This is a genomic window from Jatrophihabitans lederbergiae (assembly GCF_031845305.1).
Lineage (GTDB): Bacteria > Actinomycetota > Actinomycetes > Mycobacteriales > Jatrophihabitantaceae > Jatrophihabitans_A > Jatrophihabitans_A lederbergiae.
The window spans coordinates 170,175-192,875 of the sequence record NZ_JAVREH010000003.1 but is presented as its reverse complement, the minus strand read 5'-3'; the positions used below and the strand labels follow the sequence as shown (position 1 = coordinate 192,875).

Annotated in this window: 17 protein-coding genes; 3 read left to right on the top strand and 14 right to left on the bottom strand. The window is 69.3% G+C overall.

The genetic code is table 11. The annotated features are described in order from the left end of the window. The first annotated feature begins 170 nt into the window (after nucleotides 1-170). The gene (locus RM423_RS03820; protein WP_311421663.1) at nucleotides 171-758 is read left to right on the top strand and encodes a LysM peptidoglycan-binding domain-containing protein; all 588 of its coding nucleotides are present in this window, start codon (nucleotides 171-173) and stop codon (nucleotides 756-758) included. Nucleotides 759-760: 2 nt separating this feature from the next. Then, a complete protein-coding gene (locus RM423_RS03815; protein WP_311421662.1) occupies nucleotides 761-1,330 on the top strand; it encodes an Rv3235 family protein in 570 nt (189 codons plus the stop codon). Here the strand turns inward: RM423_RS03815 and RM423_RS03810 are convergent. The 3 genes from RM423_RS03810 to secA all read right to left on the bottom strand — a co-directional run bounded on the left by RM423_RS03810 (nucleotide 1,327) and on the right by secA (nucleotide 6,420). Beyond that, nucleotides 1,327-1,884, bottom strand: a complete 558-nt coding sequence (locus RM423_RS03810; protein ID WP_311421661.1) for a hypothetical protein — start codon at nucleotides 1,882-1,884, stop codon at nucleotides 1,327-1,329. The two genes, RM423_RS03815 and RM423_RS03810, sit on opposite strands and share 4 nt — an antisense overlap. Before the next feature lie 88 nt (nucleotides 1,885-1,972). Beyond that, entirely contained in the window at nucleotides 1,973-3,244 is a 1,272-nt protein-coding gene (locus RM423_RS03805; protein ID WP_311421660.1) for a chitinase, read from the bottom strand. Nucleotides 3,245-3,546: 302 nt separating this feature from the next. Next, nucleotides 3,547-6,420: a preprotein translocase subunit SecA gene (secA, locus tag RM423_RS03800; RefSeq protein WP_311421659.1), complete on the bottom strand. Its 2,874-nt coding sequence runs from the start codon at nucleotides 6,418-6,420 to the stop codon at nucleotides 3,547-3,549. 67 nt (nucleotides 6,421-6,487) lie between these two features. Here secA and RM423_RS03795 point away from each other — a divergent pair, with 67 nt between their 5' ends. Next, entirely contained in the window at nucleotides 6,488-7,612 is a 1,125-nt protein-coding gene (locus RM423_RS03795; protein WP_311421658.1) for a GNAT family N-acetyltransferase, read from the top strand. Nucleotides 7,613-7,634: 22 nt separating this feature from the next. Here RM423_RS03795 and nadD read toward each other — a convergent pair whose 3' ends face one another. The 11 genes from nadD to RM423_RS03740 all read right to left on the bottom strand — a co-directional run bounded on the left by nadD (nucleotide 7,635) and on the right by RM423_RS03740 (nucleotide 22,679). Further along, the gene (gene nadD, locus RM423_RS03790; protein WP_311421657.1) at nucleotides 7,635-8,288 is read right to left on the bottom strand and encodes a nicotinate-nucleotide adenylyltransferase; all 654 of its coding nucleotides are present in this window, start codon (nucleotides 8,286-8,288) and stop codon (nucleotides 7,635-7,637) included. Between the two features lie 145 nt (nucleotides 8,289-8,433). Continuing rightward, on the bottom strand, nucleotides 8,434-9,885 hold the full coding sequence (locus RM423_RS03785) for a glutamate synthase subunit beta (protein ID WP_311421656.1): 1,452 nt from the start codon (nucleotides 9,883-9,885) through the stop codon (nucleotides 8,434-8,436). A gap of 137 nt (nucleotides 9,886-10,022) precedes the next feature. Further along, the gene (locus RM423_RS03780; protein WP_311421655.1) at nucleotides 10,023-11,399 is read right to left on the bottom strand and encodes a glutamate-5-semialdehyde dehydrogenase; all 1,377 of its coding nucleotides are present in this window, start codon (nucleotides 11,397-11,399) and stop codon (nucleotides 10,023-10,025) included. Between the two features lie 50 nt (nucleotides 11,400-11,449). Further along, nucleotides 11,450-12,553 carry a glutamate 5-kinase gene (proB, locus tag RM423_RS03775; RefSeq protein ID WP_311421654.1) on the bottom strand — a complete coding sequence of 368 codons (1,104 nt, stop codon included), beginning with the start codon at nucleotides 12,551-12,553 and terminating at the stop codon, nucleotides 11,450-11,452. Continuing rightward, on the bottom strand, nucleotides 12,550-14,019 hold the full coding sequence (gene obgE, locus RM423_RS03770) for a GTPase ObgE (RefSeq protein ID WP_311421653.1): 1,470 nt from the start codon (nucleotides 14,017-14,019) through the stop codon (nucleotides 12,550-12,552). Before obgE ends, proB begins: the two co-directional genes overlap by 4 nt. A 226-nt stretch (nucleotides 14,020-14,245) precedes the next feature. Further along, the gene (gene rpmA, locus RM423_RS03765) at nucleotides 14,246-14,503 is read right to left on the bottom strand and encodes a 50S ribosomal protein L27 (protein ID WP_311421652.1); all 258 of its coding nucleotides are present in this window, start codon (nucleotides 14,501-14,503) and stop codon (nucleotides 14,246-14,248) included. 4 nt (nucleotides 14,504-14,507) lie between these two features. After that, a complete protein-coding gene (rplU, locus tag RM423_RS03760; RefSeq protein WP_311421651.1) occupies nucleotides 14,508-14,825 on the bottom strand; it encodes a 50S ribosomal protein L21 in 318 nt (105 codons plus the stop codon). A 162-nt stretch (nucleotides 14,826-14,987) separates the two neighbouring features. Continuing rightward, nucleotides 14,988-18,410 carry a ribonuclease E/G gene (locus tag RM423_RS03755; RefSeq protein WP_311421650.1) on the bottom strand — a complete coding sequence of 1,141 codons (3,423 nt, stop codon included), beginning with the start codon at nucleotides 18,408-18,410 and terminating at the stop codon, nucleotides 14,988-14,990. Nucleotides 18,411-18,533: 123 nt separating this feature from the next. Next, a complete protein-coding gene (locus RM423_RS03750) occupies nucleotides 18,534-19,340 on the bottom strand; it encodes a TIGR03936 family radical SAM-associated protein (protein ID WP_396327586.1) in 807 nt (268 codons plus the stop codon). Beyond that, nucleotides 19,340-21,331 (bottom strand): TIGR03960 family B12-binding radical SAM protein, encoded by a 1,992-nt coding sequence (locus RM423_RS03745; RefSeq protein ID WP_311421648.1) that lies wholly within the window; start codon nucleotides 21,329-21,331, stop codon nucleotides 19,340-19,342. The genes RM423_RS03750 and RM423_RS03745 overlap by 1 nt, the downstream gene beginning before the upstream one ends. A gap of 25 nt (nucleotides 21,332-21,356) precedes the next feature. Next, on the bottom strand, nucleotides 21,357-22,679 hold the full coding sequence (locus RM423_RS03740; RefSeq protein ID WP_311421647.1) for a DUF1501 domain-containing protein: 1,323 nt from the start codon (nucleotides 22,677-22,679) through the stop codon (nucleotides 21,357-21,359). Nucleotides 22,680-22,701: the final 22 nt, after the last annotated feature.

The window sequence follows — 22,701 nt, the reverse complement described above, 5'->3', positions numbered from 1 at the left end:
GCGTATGAATGCAAACGTAAGCAAATGAAGGGTTTGCCGTGTCTTCTTGCCTCGCCCGCGCCGCTACCGCCGTCGCTCCACTCGCGGCTGCCGTAGTAGCGACTCGATACTGGCCACACGCACGTGAGCTCGTTCTCGACCTGTCAGCGCCGCACCAGTGGATCGATGCCGTGGGCGCGGACAGCGCCGTGGCCACGCTGGCGGGCGCGCTGTTGTGGCTGGCCGCCATGTGGCTCTGTCTCGGCACGTCGGCCACCGTGCTGTCGCTCGGTCCCGGCCAGCTCGGACGGGTAGCGGACCTCATCGCGCGTCACGCCCTGCCGTCCGCGCTTCGCCGGGTGGTGATCGCGGCGGCGGGGGCAAGCATTTTGGCAGCCCCGGCCAGCGCGTTCGCTGCCGGCGGGTCGGCATCGCCGCAGGGTGCCGCGGAATCGGCCGCCGCGCCCGCGTGGCCGACGGATGCCGCAGCGGGAAGCGCATTGGCTCTCCAGTGGCCCACGGACAGCGACTCGCCGGGCACCGGTGCGACCACCCCGCGGGGAGCACCTGCCTCGGAGGTCGCCGTGCGGCCCGGCGACTCGCTATGGCTCATCGCCCGCCGGCAGCTCGGAGGCTCCGCCACACCGGCGCAGATAGCCACCGAGTGGCCCCGCTGGTACGCCGCCAACCGAGCGACGGTCGGCCCGGACCCCAACGTGCTCAGGCCCGGATCGCAGCTCCATGCACCGGCAGCGACTCAACCCACCACGAAGGAATAGCCATGTCAGTCACGACCCTCGCGTCCAGTTTCGCACCGACTCCCGAGGCGGCACGGCAGCGGTTCGCGCTGCGCCCCGCTCCGCAGCGTGAACCGCCCTTCGACGACGAGCAGCCGCCGCGCAGGCTCAGCCTGGTCGGCCCGCTCGACCAGTTGCTGCCCTTTGAACCCGCTGATCTCAGCATTCCGTCGGCCCGCAGGTTGAACGCCGGTATCGATCCGTTCGCGGCTCAGCCGACCGGTCGGCACGACCTTCCGGAGCTTCGCTCGTTTACCCGCCGCCTGGTCGTCGGGGTGATCGAGACCGCGACCGGACGCCGCTCCCCCGGTCAGCTCAGTCAGCACACCAGCCCCGCCGTGCAGGCAGGCCTGGCCCGTGACGCCGGCCGGATCTCGCGGCTGGGAACGAGCCAGCGTCCGGCCGCGGTGCACTCATTGCACTTCACCGAGCCGGCCGACGGTGTCGCCGAGGTAGCGGCCGTCCTGCGCGTGGAGGACCGCTTCCGTGCGATGGCACTGCGCTTGGAGGGTCTGGACGGCCGCTGGCGCTGCGTCCGGCTGCAGATCGGCTAGCCGTCCCGGCGTAGTACGGCGACCGCGGACAGCGCCACCACCAGCACCTCCCGCACCTCGGCACGCCGTCGAGATTCACCAGGCGGGTGCAGGGCAAACTCGATGAAGTCCGCACCCACTCGGTCCAGCGTGCCGTCCAGGACGGTCTCGTCGACGAGGTGCAGCCGAAGCGGTGAGCGGTCCCGCGCGATGCCCCGCAACGCATGCCGCAGTCCCAGCCGGAGCTGCACGACACCCATGGTGTCCGGCACCGCCGACAGCCGACCCAGTCCGGCGACGGACGTCACGGCCGACAGCACCACCAGGGCTTCGCGTCCTGCTCCCTCGTCCAGCAATATCCATTCGCTACCGACCTGCTGGACGTCGCCGGCTATCGACACCCCGCCGCGGCTACGCACCCGAACCGTGGCGCCCACCGCGGGACGCAACCGATCCAGCAACGTCAGTCGACCGGCCTCGGCCCGGGTGCGCTCCTCGATCTCCGCGCCGCGTTCAGCACTGTGCAATGCCGCGGCCTGCGCTTCCAGGTCCGCAAACAGGCCGTCCCACCGCATCAGGCCCGCTCCCCGCTCTGTGAGGTGTTGTGTGCGTTGCGATCGAGTCGGGCTTCGGTGCACTTGGAGAACCAGGCGCGCGTTGAGCTCAGCAGGTGCCGTTGTCCGTCCATACGCCAGCGGCGCCACCCGGTACGTCGGCCTGGCTCCACCACTTGGCGGTCCACTTGTGCTGGTTGTACGACACCACCGCCCCGCCGTTGTAGGCGACCGTCGAGCTCCAGGCCGCAATCGTGCACGTGCCGGTGGTCGGCGGAGGCGTGGTCGTCGGCGGCGTGGTCGTCGGCGGAGGTGTGGTCGTCGGCGGAGGTGTGCTGGTAGGCGGAGTGCTGGTAGGCGGGGTCGCACCGGCGAACTTCGTGGTGAACTTGGTGAAGTCCCAGGCATTCTGCGGGACGTTGCTGCACACGCCGTTGTCGGTGGTGGAGCCACACGGTCGGTCCCGGTTGACCGACCAGAAGGTGAACCGGCCCAGGCCGTGACTGGTCGCATAGTCGAGAACGGTCTGGAAGTCGGCCTGGTAGAACATCTCCGAGGCGTCGGACTTACCGTTCATGCCGGAGAAGCCCTCGTGGGCGTACGCGGTGGCCGAGCTCCAGCCCAGGTGGCTCATCAGCAGGCTGTGGAACGACTCGAGAGCCGCAACCTGCGATGACCCGCCGTTGAACCCACCGTCGAAGGGCATGATCGAGTAGTTGTTCGGAGTGAAGCCGATCGATTTTGCCGCATCGATCAGCTGGGTGCCGAAGTAGCCGGTGCCCGAGGTCGTTCCCGGCATGGTGATCGAGATGAAGAGGCCCGGGTTGTTCGCCTGCAGGGTCTTCGCGGCGCCCAGTTCATTCGCGATCGCCGCGGTGTTCTCGTACTCGGGCTCCTCGAGGTCGAAGTCGATCGCCTTCAGGCCGTACTTGGTGATCACCTGCTGGTACGCGGCCGCGGTAGAGGCCACATCGGCGCAGTTCTGGCCGAGCTTGGTGCCGCCGTAACCGCCGACGGACACCGAGACGTCGCCGCCGGCGCCACGGATCTTGTTGATGACCCCCGCGACCACGGTGTCGGAGGAGACGGCGCTGGTCCCGTCCCAGGTGGGGCTACAGCCACCGCCGTTGGGCGCCAGGATGAACGCGAGCTGGAACGCCTTCTGTCCCGTAGCGGCCATGACGACCGTCGGGTCGGGCGGGTTGTTGCTCTGCGGCATCAGGTACGGCGCCGAGGCGTACCAGTTGCTGCTGAGGGTCGCGGCCGGAGTGACCGCGGCAGGCCGGGTGACTCCTGCGTCGGCGTTGCCGGTGGCCGCGGCGCTGACACCAGCGGCCACGGTCACCGCCAGCAGGGCCGACGCGAGGTGTGCTCGCTTCATTTCGTTCTCCTGGGGCACGGGTTGCACCCTCGTCCGGCACCTGCGTGGGGGGTCGCGCCGGACGGGCGCTCTCGCCGCTCGGCACTGTTGTGCCGTTCGGTTAGCGGGAACTCTGGGAAGAGATCGCGCCAATAGAGAGAATGTGCACCAACACGGAAGGCGCTGTCAATACTTTGGTCTAGTCCAATTTAGATTTGCCTGGTGGTAGCCCGAATTCGGGCGCGAGTGGCCACCAACCGGCAAAACTGGTCCAGACCAATGTGCGAACCGGACAGCACGGACGCCACCCAGCCCGTCACAGGTCAGCGCTTGCGCTTGTTCCCCCGGCTACCCCGGTTGGGATTGGGCCGCCGCTGCTTCGTCGCGGCGCCCTGGTTCGCCTCAGCAATGGCGCCCCGGCTGGCCTCAGCGGCCGGGTGACCGTCCTCGGTGTGCACCTCAGGGGTATCCGAGCCGAGCGCCGGTGCGCTGTAGGTCAACGGCACCCCGTCACCCGACGGCCCGAGACCCTTTGCCAGAACGGTGGGATGCTCCTCGTTCTCAACCTCGCCGGACGCGGTGTCGGGATCGAGGTCGGACAGTCCGGCCTTGATCTCCGGCCGCGCGGCCGTGACGTCGGTAAGCTCGCCCTCGGAGTCGGGAACCACCAGCTCGGCCGACGCCCCGGCCTCAGGCTCATCGGCGTCGACCTGCACCTCGAGGTTGAACAGGAAGCCGACCGACTCCTCCTGGATCGCGTCCATCATGGCCCTGAACATGTCGAAGCCCTCTTTCTGGTACTCGACCAGAGGGTCCCGCTGTGCCATCGCGCGAAGGCCGATGCCCTCTTGCAGGTAGTCCATCTCGTACAGGTGCTCACGCCACTTGCGGTCCAGCACCGACAGCAGCACCCGGCGCTCGAGCTCGCGGGTGACCTCTTCGCCGAGCTCGGACTCACGCTGGTAGTAGGCGGCCTGGGCGTCGGCCACGATCTCTTCCACCAGGAATTCGCGGGAGAGGTCGTTGCGCTCACCGCCCGCGGTCTTGATCGCCTCGTCAGGAGTGAGCGAGATCGGGTAGAGCGTCTTCAGCGCGACCCACAGCTGGTCGAGGTCCCAGTCCTCCGGGTAGCCCGAGGACGTCGCGCCCTCGACGTAGGAGGTGACGACGTCGGTGATCATCGGCCGGATCTGGTCGCTCAGGTCGGCACCGGACAGCACCCGCCGGCGCTCGTCGTAGATGACCGTGCGCTGCTTGTTGAGAACCTCGTCGTACTTCAGGACGTTCTTGCGGATCTCGAAGTTCTGGCCCTCGACCTGCGTCTGGGCCGACTGGATCGCCTTGGACACCTGCTTGTTCTCGATCGGGGTGTCTTCGGGCAGCCGCAGGAAGTTCATGATGGTGGCGATGCGCTCGCCGTTGAACCGCACCATGAGGTCGTCACCGAGTGAGAGGTAGAAGCGGGACAGGCCCGGGTCTCCCTGCCGGCCCGACCGACCGCGGAGCTGGTTGTCGATACGGCGCGACTCGTGCCGCTCGGTGCCCAGGACGTACAGGCCGCCCAGTTCCACGACGTCGTCGTGTTCGCGGGCCACCGCCTCTTTTGCCTTGCTCAGCGCACCGGGCCAGGCGGCCTCGTACTCCTCGGGCGTGTCGGCTGGGCTCAGCCCCAGCTCGCGGAGCTCGCTGTCGGCCATGAACTCGGGGTTGCCGCCGAGCATGATGTCGGTACCGCGGCCCGCCATGTTGGTCGCCACCGTGACCGCGCCCTTGCGCCCGGCCATCGCGACGATCGCCGCCTCGCGGTCGTGCTGCTTGGCGTTGAGCACCTCGTGCGGGATGCCGCGGCGCAGCAGCAGATTGGCCAGCAGCTCGGACTTGGCGACGCTCGCGGTGCCGACCAGGACCGGCTGGCCCCTGTCGTGGCGCTCGGCGATGTCGTCCACCACCGCGGCGAACTTGGCGTCCTCGTTCTTGTAGATCAGGTCGGTGTCATCGAGGCGCACCATCGGGCGGTTGGTGGGAATCGGCACCACGCCCAGCTTGTAGATCTGGTGCAGCTCGGCAGCCTCGGTCTGAGCGGTTCCGGTCATGCCGGACAGCTTGGAGTAGAGCCGGAAGTAGTTCTGCAGGGTGATGGTGGCCAGGGTCTGGTTCTCCTGCTGGATCTGCACACCCTCTTTCGCCTCGATCGCCTGGTGCATGCCCTCGTTGTAGCGCCGGCCGGCCAGCACCCGTCCGGTGAACTCGTCGACGATCAGCACCTCGCCCTCGCGGACGATGTAGTCACGGTCGCGCTTGTAGAGCTCCTTGGCCTTCAGGGCGTTGTTCAGATAACCGACCAGCGGCGTGTTGGCCGCCTCATAGAGGTTGTCGATGCCCAGCTGGTCCTCGACGAACTCGACGCCGGCCTCGGTGACCGCGATGGTGCGCTTGCCCTCTTCGACCTCGTAGTGCTCGTCCTTGCGCATTCGTGGCGCCAGCCGGGCGAACTCCGGGTACCAGCGCTGGTTCTCATCGGCCGGGCCGGAGATGATCAGCGGCGTCCGGGCCTCGTCGATCAGGATCGAGTCGACCTCGTCGACGACGGCGAAGTTGTGGCCGCGCTGCACCAGGTCGTCCAGGGACCACGCCATGTTGTCGCGCAGGTAGTCGAAGCCGAACTCGTTGTTCGTGCCATAGGTGATGTCGGCGGCATAGGACGCGCGCCGCTCCTCAGGTGTCATGTTCGACAGGATCTTGCCCACCGACAGGCCGAGGAACCGGTGCACCCGGCCCATCCAGTCGCCGTCCCGGGAGGCGAGGTAGTCGTTCGTGGTGACCACGTGCACGCCCTCACCGGACAGTGCGTTCAGGTAGGCCGGCAGCGTCGAGACCAGGGTCTTGCCCTCACCGGTCTTCATCTCGGCGATGTTGCCCAGGTGCATCGCGGCGCCACCCATCAGCTGCACCTTGTAGTGGAACTGCCCCAGCGTGCGGCGGGCGGCCTCGCGCACGACCGCGAACGCCTCGGGCAACAGCTCGTCCAGCGTCTCGCCGTCGCCGTAGCGCTCTTTGAACTGATCGGTCAGCGCGCGAAGCTCGGCGTCCGTCAGATCGACGTAATCCTCTTCGAGCGTCTCGATGTGATCAGCGATGGAATTGAGCCGCCTGACGATCTTGCCTTCGCCGGCGCGCAGCAGTTTATGAAGTACCACACCCTCATCGTACGTGCCCTGTCTCGGCGGTGAACTTCAATGTCGACAATCTGGCAATCTGGGTGCCATGGCGGAATGGAACGGCATCGAGCTCGACGGCCTGGTGCTGCACGGTGGACGGCTGACGCTGCGGCCTTGGCAGCGTTCTGATGCCCCGGCCGTGCAATCCGTCATGGCGGATCGGCGGATGAGCGCCTACCTGCCCTTACTACCGACGCCCTACACCGCTCAGGACGCCGTCGCGTTCGTCACAGAGGGCGGCACGGCCGGTCGTGGCCGAGGCAGCAGCCTGGACTGCGCCGTGGCCGAGAACACCACCGGCGAGCTGGTGGGCAGCGCGTCCCTGAACTTTCCGGTGTCGGGACGGGCCAGCGCTGAGATCGGATACTGGATCGCCTCGAACTTCTGGAGCCGCGGCTACGCGACGGAGGCCACCTCGACGCTGGCCCGGTTCGGCTTCGCCGCCGGCCTGGGGCGCATCCAGATCCAGTGCGACCCCCGCAACACCGCCTCGGCGAGGGTGGCCTTGCGCGCGGGCTTCGGCTTCGAGGGCGTCCTGCGCGGTTACCTGCCCGGTCCGGACGGTCCGTGCGACAGCGCGGTCTTCGCGCGGCTCGCCGGCGACTCAGGGGAGCCGGTGGCCGCTGGTTGGCCGGCGCTCACCGAACTCACCGACGGCGTGGTGACGATGCGCCCGGTCACCGGGTCGGACTGGAGGACGCTGCAGGCCGAGACGAACAACGAGCTGTCTCGCGCCTGGGGATTCGGCGGTGAGCCGCTGACCGAGGTGGCCGCGACAGAGCTCGCCAACGGGGCCGCCCTGATGTGGCTCACCGGCCGCCGCGCCATGCTGCTGATCTGCGATGCCGCCACCGGGGTCGGGGCCGGCGTGCTCACGTTACGAACGGTCGGCCCACCGGACCTGCTCGGCATCGGCTACGGCGTGCTCCCGGAGTTCCGGGGTCGCCGGTTCACCACCCGGGCCCTGAACCTGGTGGCCGGCTGGGTCTTCTCACAGACCTCCACCGCACGGCTGGAGCTCGGCTGCAAGGTGGGGAACGTCGCCTCCGCCCGCTCGGCCGAGGCGGCCGGCTTCACCCGCGACGCGCTGTTCCAGGCCCGGTTGCGCAACCCCGACGGCAGCTTCAGCGACGAGATCGGCTACGGACGGGTGCGGCCCGGCCTGCGCTGAGCAGCAGGTTCCCTCAGCGTCATCAGCCACGGTAGAGGGCGTACTTGCCGATGTACTGCACCACGCCGTCCGGAACCAGGTACCACGCCGGACGGAAGGCGCGGACCCGGTCCCGGACCGCCGAGGACGAGATCGCCATGGCGGGCACGTCCAGCAGGGTGACGCTGTCGCTGGGCAGATGCTCGCTGGACAGGTGGTAACCCGGCCGGGTCACCCCCACCAGGTGACACATCGTGAACAGCTCGTCGGCGTCCTTCCACGACAGGATCGCCTGCAGGGCGTCCGCCCCGGTGATGAAGAACAGCTCCGCCCCCGGCCGGAGTGCCGAGATGTCGCGGACGGTGTCCACGGTGTACGTAGGCCCGGGCCGGTCGATGTCCACCCGGCTGACCCAGAAGCTGGGGTTCGAGGCCGTGGCCACCACCGTCATCAGGTACCGGTGCTCGGCGGCGCTGACCTGCCGCTCCGCCTTCTGCCACGGCCGGCCGGTGGGGACGAACACCACCTCGTCGAGGTCGAAGAGGTCGGCCACCTCGCTGGCCGCGACGAGGTGCCCGTGGTGGATCGGGTCGAACGTACCGCCCATGATGCCGACCCTGCGAGCCCTGGTGGCCGGCACCGAGATCGCGGGTGAGGTGTCGCCGTCGGTGCGGGGCGGAATGGGGGCCAACGTCATGGCGGGCATCCTACGAGAGCGGCTCGCCACGGCCGGCCGTCGGCGTACGGCTAACCCGCGTGGCTAACCCGACGGGCGGGTGGCTAACCCGACGGGCGGGTGGCTAACCCGACGGGCGGGTGGCTAACCGTGCGGCGTGGGTTGGTCAGCGCTGGGCCGCCGTGGTGGGGCTGATCGGTGCGGGCAGCGTCGAGTCCCCGGACAGGTAGCGGTCCACTGCGGCCGCGGCTGAGCGGCCCTCGGCGATGGCCCACACGATCAGGCTCTGGCCACGGCCCATGTCACCGGCTACGAAGACGCCCTCGACGTTCGTCGCCCATCCGGAGTCGCGGTCGACGTTGCCACGAGCGGTCAGGTCGACCCCGAGGCCGTCGAGCAGCGGAGCGCGCTCAGGACCGGTGAAGCCCATCGCCAGCAGCACCAGGTCGCACGGCAGGTCGAACTCGGAACCCTCGACCTTGGCGAACGTGCCGTCCACCAGCTGCACCTCGTGTGCTCGCAGTGCGGTGACATTTCCGTCCCCGTCCCCGACGAAGCGCTCGGTGTTCACCGCGAACAGCCGCTCGCCGCCCTCTTCGTGCGCGGACGCGGTCCGGAACATCAGCGGCCAGGTCGGCCACGGGTTGATCTCAGCACGTGCGGCCGGTGGCCGGGGCATGATCTCGAACTGGTGCACCGACAGCGCGCCCTGCCGGTGCGAGGTGCCCAGGCAGTCCGCCCCGGTGTCGCCGCCGCCGATGATGACGACGCGCTTGCCCGCCGCCGAGATGGGGGCCACCTCCAGGTCGCCCTGCTGAACTCGGTTGGCCAGCGGCAGGAACTCCATGGACTGGTGGATGCCCTTGGACTCGCGGCCCGGGATGGGCAGGTCCCGCCACTGGGTCGCCCCGCCGGCGAGCACCACGGCGTCGTAGTCGGCGCGCAACTGCTCGGGGGTCACATCGACCCCGACGTTCACGCCGGTCCGGAACTCGGTGCCTTCCGCGGTCATCTGCTGGATGCGGCGGTCGATGACGTGCTTCTCCATCTTGAACTCGGGGATGCCGTACCTCAGCAGGCCACCGATGCGGTCGGCGCGCTCCAGCACCGTGACCTGATGCCCCGCCCTGGTGAGCTGCTGCGCGGCCGCGAGCCCGGACGGACCCGATCCGACCACGGCGACCCGCTTGCCGGTCTCGGTGGATGCGGGCACCGGAGTGACCCAGCCGCTGTCCCAGGCACGCTCGATGATCTCTTTCTCGACGTGCTCGATGGTCACCGGGTCCTGGCTGATGCCGAGCACGCACGAGGCCTCACAGGGCGCCGGGCACAGCCGTCCGGTGAATTCGGGAAAGTTGTTGGTGGCGTGCAGCCGGTCGATGGCGTCGTGCCACTGGTCCCGGTACACCAGGTCGTTCCACTCCGGAATCAGGTTTCCGAGTGGGCAGCCGTTGTGACAGAACGGGATTCCACAATCCATGCAACGGCTTGCCTGGGTACGGGTCAGTTCTGGATCGACCGGCTCGTACACCTCGCGCCAGTCCTGGATCCGCACCGCGACCGGCCGCCGGGGTGGCAGCTGGCGCTCGTGCTTGAGGAAACCGGTGATGTCGCCCACTTCGCAGCCTCGTTCTCTTCGAGTCCATCATGCGATTCGGGACAACACCGGCCCGGCTAAGAGAATACGTGACGTCAGCGTCCGGGACGCACCACGCCGGGGAGAGCCGGCTGACCGCACCAGGCCGGCAGTCGCACTCAGCGGATCTGGCCGTCGCCGAACACGACCCACTTCGTCGTGGTGAGCTCGGGCAAACCCATCGGTCCGCGGGCGTGCAGCTTCTGCGTCGAGATGCCGATCTCGGCACCGAAGCCGAACTCGCCGCCGTCGACGAAGCGGGTGGAGGCGTTCACCACCACGGCCGCGGAGTCCACCCGCGAGATGAAACGGCGGGCGGTGCCGAGGTCGCAGGTCACGATCGCCTCGGTGTGGCCGGTGGACCAGCGGCGGATGTGCTCGATCGCCTCGTCGACGTCGGCTACCAGCCGGGCGGCGATGTCCAGTGAGAGGTACTCCGTCCCCCAGTCGTCGTCCACCGCCGGGCACACCTCGTCATTGACCCGGGTGAAGCTGTCGTCGCCGTGCAGGATGACGCCACTGGCCTGCAGGGCAGCGGTGATCCGGGGCAGGAACTCGGCCGCGACGGCCTGGTGCACCAGTAGCGACTCCGCCGAGTTGCACACGCTGGGACGCGAGATCTTCGAGTTCAGCACGATCTTCTCGGCCAGCTCGAGATCGGCGCCGGCATCGACGTACACATGGACGTTGCCGGTGCCGGTCTCGATCACCGGAACCGAGGAGTTGTCCACCACGTACTGGATCAGGCCCGCTCCCCCGCGCGGAATGATCACGTCCACCAGGCCGCGGGCGCCGAGCAGGTAGCCGACGCTGGAGCGGTCGGTGCCCGGCACCAGCTGCACGCAGTTCTCGGGAAGGGCGGCCTTGACCGCGGCCTCGGCCAGTACGCCGATCAGTGCCGAGTTGGACTCGTACGCGCTTGCCGAACCCCGGAGCAGCGCGGCATTGCCGGACTTCAGCGCCAGCCCCGCCGCGTCGACAGTGACATTGGGCCTGGCCTCGTACACGATCGCGACGACGCCGAGCGGGACCCGGAGCTGCTTGATCTCGAGGCCGTTGGGCTGGTTGTAGCCCCGGACGACCTCGCCGACCGGGTCCGGCAGCGCGGCGACGTCGCGCAAGCCCTGTGCCATGGCGGCGATCCGCTCGGCCGACAGCGCCAGCCGGTCGATGGTCTGCTCCGGGGTGCCGGCCCGCCGCGCCCGGTCGACGTCGCGGGTATTCGCTCTCAGCAGCTCGTCGGTGGCCTCGAGCACCGCGTCCGCCATGGCGTGCAGCGCCTCATCCTTCGCGCCTCGGGTCAGCGGAGCCAGCTCGATGGCCGCCGCTCGGGCACGGGCCGCGACCGCCCGTACCTCGGTCTCGGTCGCGGCGGTCTCGGTCGCGGCGGTCTCGGTCGCGGCGGTCTCGGTCGCGGCGGTCTCGGTCGCGGCGGTCTCGGTCGCGGCTGTCTCGGTCGCGGCTGTGGGCTCGGTGCTGCTGTCCCGCTGGGTCATCACTCGATGATATATCGCGGCTGGCATGAAACGGTGTTGAAACTTCGACTTCAGAGCAGGATCAGGTCGTCCCGGTGGACGGCCTCGCGGCGCAGCTCCTGCGGCAGGTCCGGAGTCGACTTGCCCAGCAGGTCGGGCAGGTCGTCACTGTCGAAGCCGACCAGGCCGCGGGCCAGTACCCGGCCGGCCTCGTCGGCGAGTTCGACCGGATCACCCGCCGAGAAGTCACCGGTGACCGCGGTGATCCCGGCGGGAAGCAGCGACACCCGCCTGACGGTGACGGCCCGCACCGCTCCGGCGTCCAGCACCAGTCGTCCCCGTGGCGTCGTCGCGTGCCGAAGCCAGAACAGCCGCGACGCGGTCTTGCGGGCTGCCGGGGCGAAGAACGTGCCGCCCACGCCGGCCAGCGCGTTGCCGATCGAGGGCGCGTCGGTGAGCAGTACCGGAATGCCGGCCCCGGTGGCGATGAGCGCGGCGTCGACCTTCGTCGCCATCCCGCCGGTGCCCACCGCCGAGCCGGAGCCGAGCACCGTGACGGCTGCCAGGTCGCTGGCGTCATGCACCTCCGAGATCAGCACCGCCCCGGGCTTGCGCGGATCAGCGGTGTAGAGCCCGTCGATGTCGGACAGCAGCACGAGCGCGTCCGCCTGCACCAGATGGGCCACCAGGGCGGCCAGCCGGTCGTTGTCCCCGAACCGGATCTCGTGGGTGGCGACCGTGTCGTTCTCGTTGACGATCGGGATGACGCCGAGCGCCAGCAGCCGTTCCAGGGTGCGGACCGCGTTGCGGTAACTACCCCGGCGGTGCAGGTCGTCGGCGGTGAGCAGCACCTGGCCGACGGTCAAACCGTGCCGGCCGAAGGACGTGGCGTACCGCTCTGCCAGCAGCAACTGACCCACGCTGGCCGCGGCCTGCTGGGTGGCGAGGTCACGCGGCCGGGCCTTCAGCCCCAACGGCCCGATACCGGCCGCGATGGCTCCCGAGGACACCAGCACCACCTGTTGTCCGGCGCCCCGCCGAGCGGCGAGCGCGTCGACCAGGGCATCCAGCGGCCCGGCTTGCAGCTTGCCCCGATGGGTCAGCGAGGACGAGCCGACCTTGACGACGGTCCGGGGCGCGGACGCGACCGCCCCGCGGTCCGCCGGAGCGGTCACAGCCGTTCTTCGACCGCGCGCTCGAGGAGCAGCTCCTCGTCCGAGACATGCGCCCGGCGGACCTTCTTCGACGCCAGCCGCTCGTCGGCATTCGGGCGGGTGTTGAGATCGAGCCGTTCGTCCTCGCCGCGCCGGGTCGGTGCGTACGCCTCGTCGGCCATGCCTGCGGTGGGCTGGAAGTCGAAGACGAAGTCCAGGATGGTCACCGTCGCACCGGGCTCCGCGCCGAGCTTGGCCAGCTCGTCCTCGACCCCCAGTCGTGCCAGCCGGTCGGCGAGGTAGCCCACAGCTTCGTCGTTGTCGAACTGGGTCTGGCGGACCCAGCGCTCCGGCTTGGCGCCGCGGACGACGTAGGTTCCGGGCTCGGCAGGGTCCTCGGAGACCGTGAATCCGGAGTCGTCGATGGCCTTGGGCTTGAGCACGATCCGGGCCGGCTCCACCGCGCCTTGGCCGGCGCGGAACTCCTCGACGAGGCCGGCCAGGGCGAAGGTCAGCTCGCGCAGGCCGGAGTGCGAGACCGCCGAGATCTCGAACACCCGGTAGCCGCGGCCGGTGAGCTCTTCGGTGACGAAATCGGCCAGCTCGCGCGCTTCCGGAACGTCCACCTTGTTCAGCGCCACCAGCCGTGGCCGTTCCAGCAGGTCACCGAGGGACGACTCGTACTGCGACAACTCCGCCTCGATCGCCTCCAGGTCGCTGATGGGGTCGCGGCCGGGCTCCAGCGTCGCGCAGTCCAGCACGTGCAGCAGCACCGCGCACCGTTCGATGTGCCGCAGGAATTCCAGGCCGAGGCCCTTGCCCTGCGCGGCGCCCGGGATCAGGCCGGGGACGTCGGCAACCGTGAAGGTGGTCGCCCCCGCGCTGACGACGCCCAGGTTGGGAACGAGGGTGGTGAAGGGGTAGTCGGCAATCTTGGGGCGGGCGGCCGAGATGGCGGCTACCAGGGAGGACTTGCCCGCGGACGGGAAGCCGACCAGCCCGACATCGGCCATGGACTTGAGCTCCAGGACGACGTCGAGCGCCTCGCCGGGCTCGCCGAGCAACGCGAAGCCCGGAGCCTTGCGACGGGTGGAGGCCAGCGCCGCGTTGCCGAGCCCGGCGCGTCCACCGCGGGCCACCACGTACTGGGCGCCGGCTCCGGTGAGGTCCGCCAGCACGCTGCCGTCCGCGGCGTGCACGACGGTGCCGTTCGGAACGGCCAGCTCCAGGTCGCCCCCGTCGGCGCCGCTGCGATGCTTGCCGGCACCGGGACGGCCGTTGCCTGCCTTCTGGTGCGGGTGATGGTGGAAGTCCAGCAAGGTATGCACCTGCGGGTCCACGGTGAGCACGACGTCACCGCCGCGGCCGCCATTGCCACCGTCGGGGCCGCCCAGCGGCTTGAACTTCTCGCGGTGCACGGAGGCGCAACCGTGACCGCCATTACCGGCGGTCACATGCAGGACCACCCGGTCGACAAATTTCACCACGCCGGGTGCTCCTTTCTCAGTGCCCGGGGCCTGGGAACGGAGTTCCGAGTGCCGCCGGCAGTCCATACAGCTTGTAGCTGGAGGTACAGCAGCCGGAAGTTCGTGCTGCGACTGCGTGTACCGGTATAACGCAGAAGGTGTACCGGTATAACGCAGAAGGCGGGCTCCGGAGTCCCGGTGCCCGCCTTCTGATGAAAGTTAACTGCTCCGCTGGTACCGAAGGCTCCTAGGCCTCGACGGGAACGATGCTGATGGTCTTACGACCGCGGCGGGAGCCGAACAGCACGTTGCCGCTGGCGAGCGCGAACAGCGTGTCGTCGCCGCCACGGCCGACCAGGTCACCTGGGTGGAAGTGGGTTCCGCGCTGCCGGACGATGATCTCGCCGGCATTGACGAGCTGCCCACCAAAACGCTTCACGCCGAGGCGCTGGGCGTGAGAATCGCGGCCGTTGCGGGAGCTGGATGCACCCTTCTTGTGTGCCATGGCTCTACTTCTTTCCGCTCTCGATGCCGGTGACCCGGATCTGGGACAGCTTCTGACGGTGCCCGATCCGCTTGTGGTAGCCGGTTTTGTTCTTGTATTTGTGAATCTTGATCTTGGGGCCCTTGACCTGGGCGACGAGCTCACCCGTGACGGACACGGCAGCGAGGTCGGTGGCGTCGGTCGTGACGTTCTCGCCGTCGACGAGGAGGATCGCGGGGAGAGCAATGCTGCCGCCAGCGGCCACGTCCAGCTTCTCAACCGTCACGACGTCACCGACAGCGACCTTGTATTGCTTGCCGCCGGTTTTGACGATGGCGTACATCGGAAATCCACTCCTGTCGAACAGCTATCGAGATCATGGTCTGCGTCTGCGTCCGCTGGCGGCTGCAGTCAGGCACCAGAACGACGTCACGCGAGAACGGCCACCCGTAGAGCAGTGGCCGTTGTACAGATTACGGCACGTCCTGCCCCACAGGCAAAGCGGCTACCTCTCAGCCGCCGTCACGCCCGCCGGTGGCCCGGCCGGGCGGCTTGCGGCGCGCCTGCGCCGGGGGCGCGGTGGGACCGTCGCAGACACCGTGGCGGTCCCGGTGACCCGCTCTGGAGCTGGCTCAGCCGCCGGCTGGCTGCTCACCGGTTCACTGGCGGCCGGCTCCCTGCTTGCCGAGTCACTGGCCGGCTGGCTGGCGGCCGGTTCGCTGACCAGTACAGCGGAAGCCTCCGCCGCCGCATCGCCACTGGGCTGGTCCGTGGCCTCGTCGGCCGGCCGCACAGCGCCACGACTGGTGGCACGCCTACGTCCGGATCGCCTGCCATTGACGGCAGCGCCGTTCGCGCCGCTCGTCGCGTCACTGCTGCCGACGGCATTGCTGCTGACCGCGCTGCTGATCTCGTCGCTGCTGAGTGCGTCGCTGCTGACGACATCACCGCTGGCCGGGTCGCTGTCCACCCGATCGGCGCTGCTCTCGTCGGACACGGCCACAACCGCCTCGTGGCCGTTCGTCGCCGCCACGATCGCCGCGATGGCATTGGCTGCGCTGCGTCGCTTCTCTTCCTCAGCGGCCAACGAGGCCTGGTCTGGCTGCTCCGGCAGGCTGGTCTGCTCCGACCGGGCCTTGCGGTTCCGCCGGCCTCGACCGATCCGCTCCTCGCCGGCGCTCACCGCGGCAGGAGCAGCGGACGTGCCGCCGTTCTGCTGGTTCTTCTCGACCGGGTCGAGGTGCAGGATGACGCCACGGCCCTTGCAGTGCTCACACGGCTCGCTGAACGCTTCCAGCAGGCCCTCGCCGACCCGCTTGCGCGTCATCTGCACCAGGCCGAGCGAGGTGACCTCAGCCACCTGGTGCTTGGTGCGGTCGCGGCCGAGGCACTCGGTGAGCCGGCGCAGGACCAGGTCCCGGTTGCTTTCCAGCACCATGTCGATAAAGTCGATCACCACGATGCCGCCGATGTCGCGCAGCCGGAGCTGACGGACGATCTCTTCGGCCGCCTCGAGGTTGTTGCGGGTGACCGTCTGCTCGAGGTTGCCGCCGGAACCGGTGTACTTGCCGGTGTTGACGTCCACCACCGTCATGGCCTCGGTGCGGTCGATGACGAGCGAGCCGCCGGAGGGCAGCCAGACCTTGCGGTCCAAGGCCTTGGCCAGCTGCTCGTCCACCCGCAGGTTGCGGAACAGATCCGACTCGCCGGTATGCAGGGCGATCCTGTTGGCCAGCTCCGGCGCGATGTCGGAGACATAGTCGGTCAGCGTCCGGTGAATGTCGGACCCGGAGACCACCAGCTTCTTGAAGTCGTCATTGAAGATGTCGCGGACGACACGGATGGCCAGGTCCGGCTCACCGTGCACGATGAGCGGCCCGTCACCGGACTGCTTCGTCTTCTCCGCCTTCTTGCTGATCGCTTCCCACTCGGTCTTCAATCGCTCGACGTCGCTGACCAGGTCCTCTTCGGTGGCGCCCTCGGCCGCGGTACGTACGATCACGCCCGCCTCGTCCGGAACGACCTTCTTCAGGATGGCCTTGAGCCGGCTACGCTCCACGTCCGGCAGCTTGCGGCTGATGCCGGTCATGCCGCCGCCCGGGACGTACACGACGAAGCGGCCGGGCAGCGAGATCTGGCTCGTCAGCCGGGCGCCCTTGTGCCCGATCGGGTCCTTGGTGACCTGCACCAGAACGGTGTCGCCCGGATTGAGCGCGTTCTCGATGGAGCGCGCCTTGCCCTCGAGACCGGCGACGTCCCAGTTGACCTCGCCGGCGTAGAGGACGCCGTTGCGGCCACGGCCGATGTCGATGAAGGCAGCCTCCATGGAGGGCAACACGTTCTGCACCCGGCCGAGGTAGACGTTGCCCACCGCGCTGCTCGCGCTGGCCCGAGTGACGTAGTGCTCGACCAGGATGTCGTCTTCGAGGACCGCGATCTGGGTCCGGTCGCCGGCCTGCCGAACCGCCATCACCCGGTCGACGGCCTCGCGGCGGGCCAGGAACTCGGCCTCGGTGAGGATCGGGGCTCGACCCCGTCCGGAGTCACGGTTGTCACGGCGGCGCTGGCGCTTGGCCTCGAGCCGGGTCGAGCCCTTGACACCACGTACGCCGTCGTCATCGGCAGCGCTGCCGCGGCTGCTGCCCCGGCCTTCACGGCTGTCGCGGACGTGCACGACGGTGTTGGGCGGGTCGTCTTCGGAGACGGCCTCTGCCCCGTCCGCGCCGGTGGAACGGCGGCGACGACGGCGGCGACGGGCGCTGGCCGACATCGCGGCCTCCGCCACAGCGTCCGCGTGGTCCTCCTCCTCCTCCTCATCGACGGCGTCTTCGGCCAGCACGGACAGCTCGGCCGGCTCAGTGGGCTCGGTGTCGGAAACCTCGGTCGAGTCGGTCGCGTCCTCGGTGGAGCGGTTGCCGCGACCTCGCCGGCCGCGACGGCGGCGGCGGCGGCCACCGGTCTCGCTACTGTCCTCTGCGTCCGTATCGGACTCTGCCTCGGCATCAGCGTCGGTGTCCGCATCAGCGTCGATATCTGACTCGACGACCGCCTCGGTTCCGAGCTCCTCCGCCGGGACGAGGTCGTCCACGGCGAGGTCGCCGGTTCCGTCCGTATCGGCGGCCGACGTCGGCTCGTCAGCGGGCGGGGCGACCGGTTCGGGAGCCGGCGCCTTGGCCGAGCCACGACGGCGGCGCGAGGGCGCCTTGGCTTCGGCCGGGGGCTGGAACAGCACCGACGGAGCCGTCAGCGTCGGCTGGCCCGCTGCCGAGGTGAGCGGCTCGGTGGTCTCGGCGGTGGTGCTGTCAACGGGCGTGGATGCGGTGTCCGCTGTTGGTGCGTCAGGTACTGCTGAATCGGTGGCCGCTGGGTCGGTGGCTGGGACGGCAGCGGCCGCTGCCTTGCTGGTGCGCTTGCGGGGCGTGCGCTTGGCCGGGGCCTTGCGCTCGGGGGCCTCGGCCTGCGGCACCTCATCGGTAGCCGCGTTATCGGCATCGGTGTCGCCTACCGTCGGCGTGCTGTCGGCCCGAGCGTCAGTAGCTGCCGGCGCGTCAGTTGCTGTCGCCGGAACCTCGACTTGAGCAGCTTCCGAAGCGGCTGCCTTCTTGGCCGGCGCCTTGCGCGCACGGGGCGCTCGCTTCGGCTTGGCGTCCGTGGCCGGTGCCTTCGCGACCGGCGTGGCCGGTGCTTCTGGAGCTGGTGCGTCGGCAGCAGAGGCGCCTGCGGCCGGTGCGTTCTCGGCAGCGGCGGCCTCGACAGCCTTCTGAGCCGCGGTCTTGCGGGGGGCACGCTTGGCTGGCGCCTTACGAGTGGCCTTCTTAGCGGGAACGGGGGCTCCGGAATCCGGCGCCGACCCTGTGTTGCCGGCCTCCCCAGTGTTGCCAGCGTTGTACGTGTTCCCAGTGTTGTCGATGGGTTCGTTATCGAGCATGGCTCGTGGTGCTCCTGTCTCACCACCGGGGCCGTTTGCATCGGCTTACTTCGCCGGCATGCGGCCGCGCAGTGGCGGTATGGCGTCCCACCCGCGAGCGGGACACAAAGTCTTCTCAGCCTGTCAGCGGGTGCCGACAGGCGGTTCAGTGCTCAGTAGCGTCTCGGTGGCCGACAGCTCGGTGGCCGAGAGCTTGGTGGTGCACAACGGATCTGCCACCGTGCCTGTCTCATCGACCGGTCCCTGCGCCAGCCGCGTGGCCCGTGGGGGCTGCGACGGGGCGAAACCGGCGACTGACTGAAGCGCGGTAAGCACATCGTCCGGCCGAACCGTCGGGGTTACCTGACGGACGACCATGGTCAGTATCGCACGCCCCTCTTGATCCGGGTGGTCCGACATCTCAGCCGACACGATGGGGGCCCGGGCGTCGAGGCTGCGCCGGCCGTCCTTGGTGAGGCGCTCGACGAGCACCGATTCGGCCGCGAGCAGGGCAAGCACTGCCTCACGCAGCGACTGCGGATCAGCAACCAGCTCGAGCTGCCACACCGATGCCTGCATCACCTCGGCCAGCGACCCGGGCGGGCAGTCCGCGGCGTCGACGGCGCGGATCATGTCGAGCCCGTCTGGAAGAACGGCATCGATGGCGGCGCGCACCTGTTCCGGCTCGCAGTGCCGCGCCATCGCCAGTTCGAGGTACTCCGCCTCGGAACCGACGCCGGTGGGCGCTGCCCCGACGTAACTGATCTTGGGGTGCGGATGGAAGCCCGCCGAATACGCCATCGGGATATCGGCGCGACGCAGCGATCGCTCGAAGGCCCGGGCGAAGTCGCGGTGTGAGGAAAACCTCAGCCGGCCCCGCTTGGCGTACTGCAACCGGATCCGCTGGACGGGCGGTACGTGCGCCGGCCCCTCCGGCAAGCGCCGGGCCATCAGCGCTGGACCGAGGTGCTGACCGGCCACGGAACCTTGGCCGAGCCGGTGGCCACCAGCGGCAGCAACGTCTTGCCGGTCGGCCCGACCTGGATGTCGGTGCCCATCGTCGGGCACACCCCGCAGTCGAAGCAGGGCGTCCACCGGCAGTCGTCCTGCTCGTAGCCGGTAAGCGCGTCCTGCCAGTCGTCCCACAGCCACTGCTTGTCCAGGCCCGAGTCCAGGTGGTCCCAGGGCAGCACCTCGTCGGCGTCGCGCTCACGGGTGGTGAAGAACTCGATCGACACGCCTAGCGGCGGCAGAACCTTGTCAGCCGCAGCTATCCAGCGGGCGTAGGAGAAGTGCTCGCTCCAGCCGTCGAACCGGGCGCCGTCGCGCCACGCCTGCTCGATGACCGCGCCCACCCGCCGGTCGCCACGCGAGAGCAGGCCCTCGATCAGGGACGGCTGCCCGTCGTGGTAGCGCATGCCGATGGCGCGGCCCAGCGACTTGTCGGCGCTGATCGCGGCCCGGAGCTTGCGCAGCCGGTCGTCGACCACCTCGGGCGAGGCCTGGGCGGCCCACTGGAACGGCGTGTGCGGCTTGGGCACGAACCCGCCGATCGAGACGGTGGCCCGGACGTCGCGTGACCCGGTGGCCTGTCGTCCGGCCCGGATGACGTCCTGAGCCATCTTGGCGATCTCGAGAACGTCGGAGTCCGTCTCGGTGGGCAGGCCGCACATGAAGTACAGCTTCACCTGGCGCCAGCCCTGGGAGTACGCCGCCGTCACGGTGTTGATGAGGTCCTGGTGGGTGACCATCTTGTTGATGACCCGGCGCAGCCGCTCGGACCCGCCCTCGGGGGCGAACGTCAGGCCGGAGCGCCGGCCGTTGCGGGAGAACTCGTTCGCCAGGTCGATGTTGAACGCGTCCACCCTGGTCGAGGGCAGTGACAGCGACACCCGCGACTCCTCGTACCGGTCGGCGAGCTGCTTGGCCAGCGGCGCGATCTCGGAGTGGTCAGCACTCGACAGCGACAGCAGGCCGACCTCTTCGAAGCCGGTGGCGTTCAGCCCGGCCTCGACCATCTTGCCGATGCCCTCGATGGAGCGCTCACGCACCGGGCGGGTGATCATGCCGGCCTGGCAGAACCGGCACCCACGGGTGCAGCCGCGGAAGATCTCGACCGACATCCGCTCGTGCACCGACTCCGCCAGCGGCACCAGCGGCGTCTTGGGATAGGGCCAGGCGTCCAGGTCCATCACGGTGTGCTTGCTGACCCGCGTCGGAACGCGGTCTCGGTTCGGCGTGATGGCGGCCAGCTGACCGGCGGACGGGCCGTCACCGGCGGGAACGAAGCTGACGTCGTAGAAGCGCGGGATGTACACCCCGCCGGTCTCGGCGAGCCGGGTCAGCAACTCGTCCCGTCCGCCCGGTGAGCCCTCGGCCTTGAACGCCCCGATCACGTCGGTGATGGCACCGACGATCTGCTCACCGTCCCCGAGCACCGCCGCGTCGATGAAATCGGCCACCGGCTCGGGATTGAAGGCCGCGTGACCGCCCGCCAGCACGATCGGATGGCTGTCGTCGCGGTCGAACGCGTGCAGCGGGATCCCTGCCAGGTCGAGCGCGGTGAGCATGTTGGTGTAACCGAGCTCGGTGGAGAACGAGATGCCAAGGACGTCGAAGGCTCCGACCGGACGGTGGCCGTCCACGGTGAACTGCGGCACGTCGTGCTCGCGCAGCAACTTCTCCAGATCCGGCCAGACCGCGTACGTCCGCTCGGCGAGCGCGTCGGGGCGCTCGTTCAGAACCTCGTACAGGATCTGCACGCCCTGGTTGGGCAGACCCACCTCGTAGGCGTCGGGGTACATCAGTGCCCAGCGGACGCTGACGGAGTTCCAGTCCTTCGTCCGCGCGTTCAATTCGCCGCCGACGTACTGGATCGGCTTGCTCACCTGGGTCAGCAGCGGTTCGAGTGTGTCGAAGAGAGAATCGGGGCTGGTGTTCACGGGCTCCAATGCTACGGGCTGCGCGCTAACCGACGCGGGCGACGCCGAGCGGACTGAACCCCAGCCCCGGAAACAGCGTGTCGACGCGGCCCACGCCGAGCCGCTTCTGGGCCAGTTCACCGAAGACGTCGAAGGCACTGTTGAGACCGGGCACGTCTCCGGAATCAAGCGTCGAGGCCGACAGCGGTGTCCAGGCGCCGTGTACGGCTGCCTTCGACAGCCCGCCGCCGAGCAGCCACAGCACGCTCCCGTGACCGTGGTCGGTCCCGCCGCTGGCGTTGACCTGCACCCGGCGTCCGAACTCCGTCACGACCGCGATGGTGACGCGCTTGCGGCGCTGAGGTCCTAGGTCGGTGAGAAAGGCATCCAGGGTCTTGGCCGCCGAGGCGAGGTTGCGGTCGAGGTCCCCGGCCTCGTCGGTGTGGGTGTCCCAGCCGCCGACGTCGACGGTGGCCACCTGCATGCCTACTTCCGCGCGGAGCAGGGTCGCGAGATCCGCCATGGCGGTGGAGAAGTTGCCGGACGGGTAGCTGGCCCCGTTGCGCGGACCGGCCTTGGTCTGCGCGGTTCCGGCCGTGGCAAGGGCGGCCAGCGTGGTCGGCACGTCCTCGCCCAGCGGGCCGGCCAGGCCGCGGTACAGCGTCCGGATGGCGGTCTCGCTCCGCGGCGCGACGCCGTCCCAGCCGGGAAAGGAGAAGGACTTGAGCGAGTTCATCACCAGCTTGGCCTGCTCCCCGGTGAACGACGCGGGTGCGGCAGAGCCCTGGGCGACCGCGCGGAAGGTGGTGCCCGGACCGAGCTGGGACAGCGCGCGGTCCAGCCAGCCGGTCGTCGCGGTGTCCGACCCGCGCTCCAGGCACTGCTGTGCCTGGAAGTGGCTGCGCGAAATGCCCTGGGCCGACACGGCAGGAACGAAGGCCAGCTCGCCGGTGGACCAGTACGGCAGCAGCGGGCTCAACGATTTGTTGAGCGCCCAGCCTGCCGAGCCCGCCAGCGGTAGCAGCTCCGCCTCGGCCGGCACCAGGTTGGCACGAACCGAGCGCAGGTAGTTGCCGCCGAGTTCGGCTCCCGTCGGCACCAGGATCCGCAGCCCGTCTGCCGCTCCGCGCAGGAAGATGGTGATCAGGGTGTTGCCGGTGGTGGTTGCGCCGTACGCCGCGCGCGTCGACACCAGCTGGCTGCCCAGCGCCGCCACGCCGACCATCCCGGCACCCGCCAGGAACGTGCGGCGGGTCCAGCCGGAACTCCAACAGGCGTCCTGCGCCGCGAGCTCGGCGCTGACCTGCTCGGCGCGTGCGGTTAGCAGCGGCTGGGCCGCCGTCTGATCAGTGCCGGAGGTGTCGATCATCGGTTCCTTCTCTCGTGCGTGT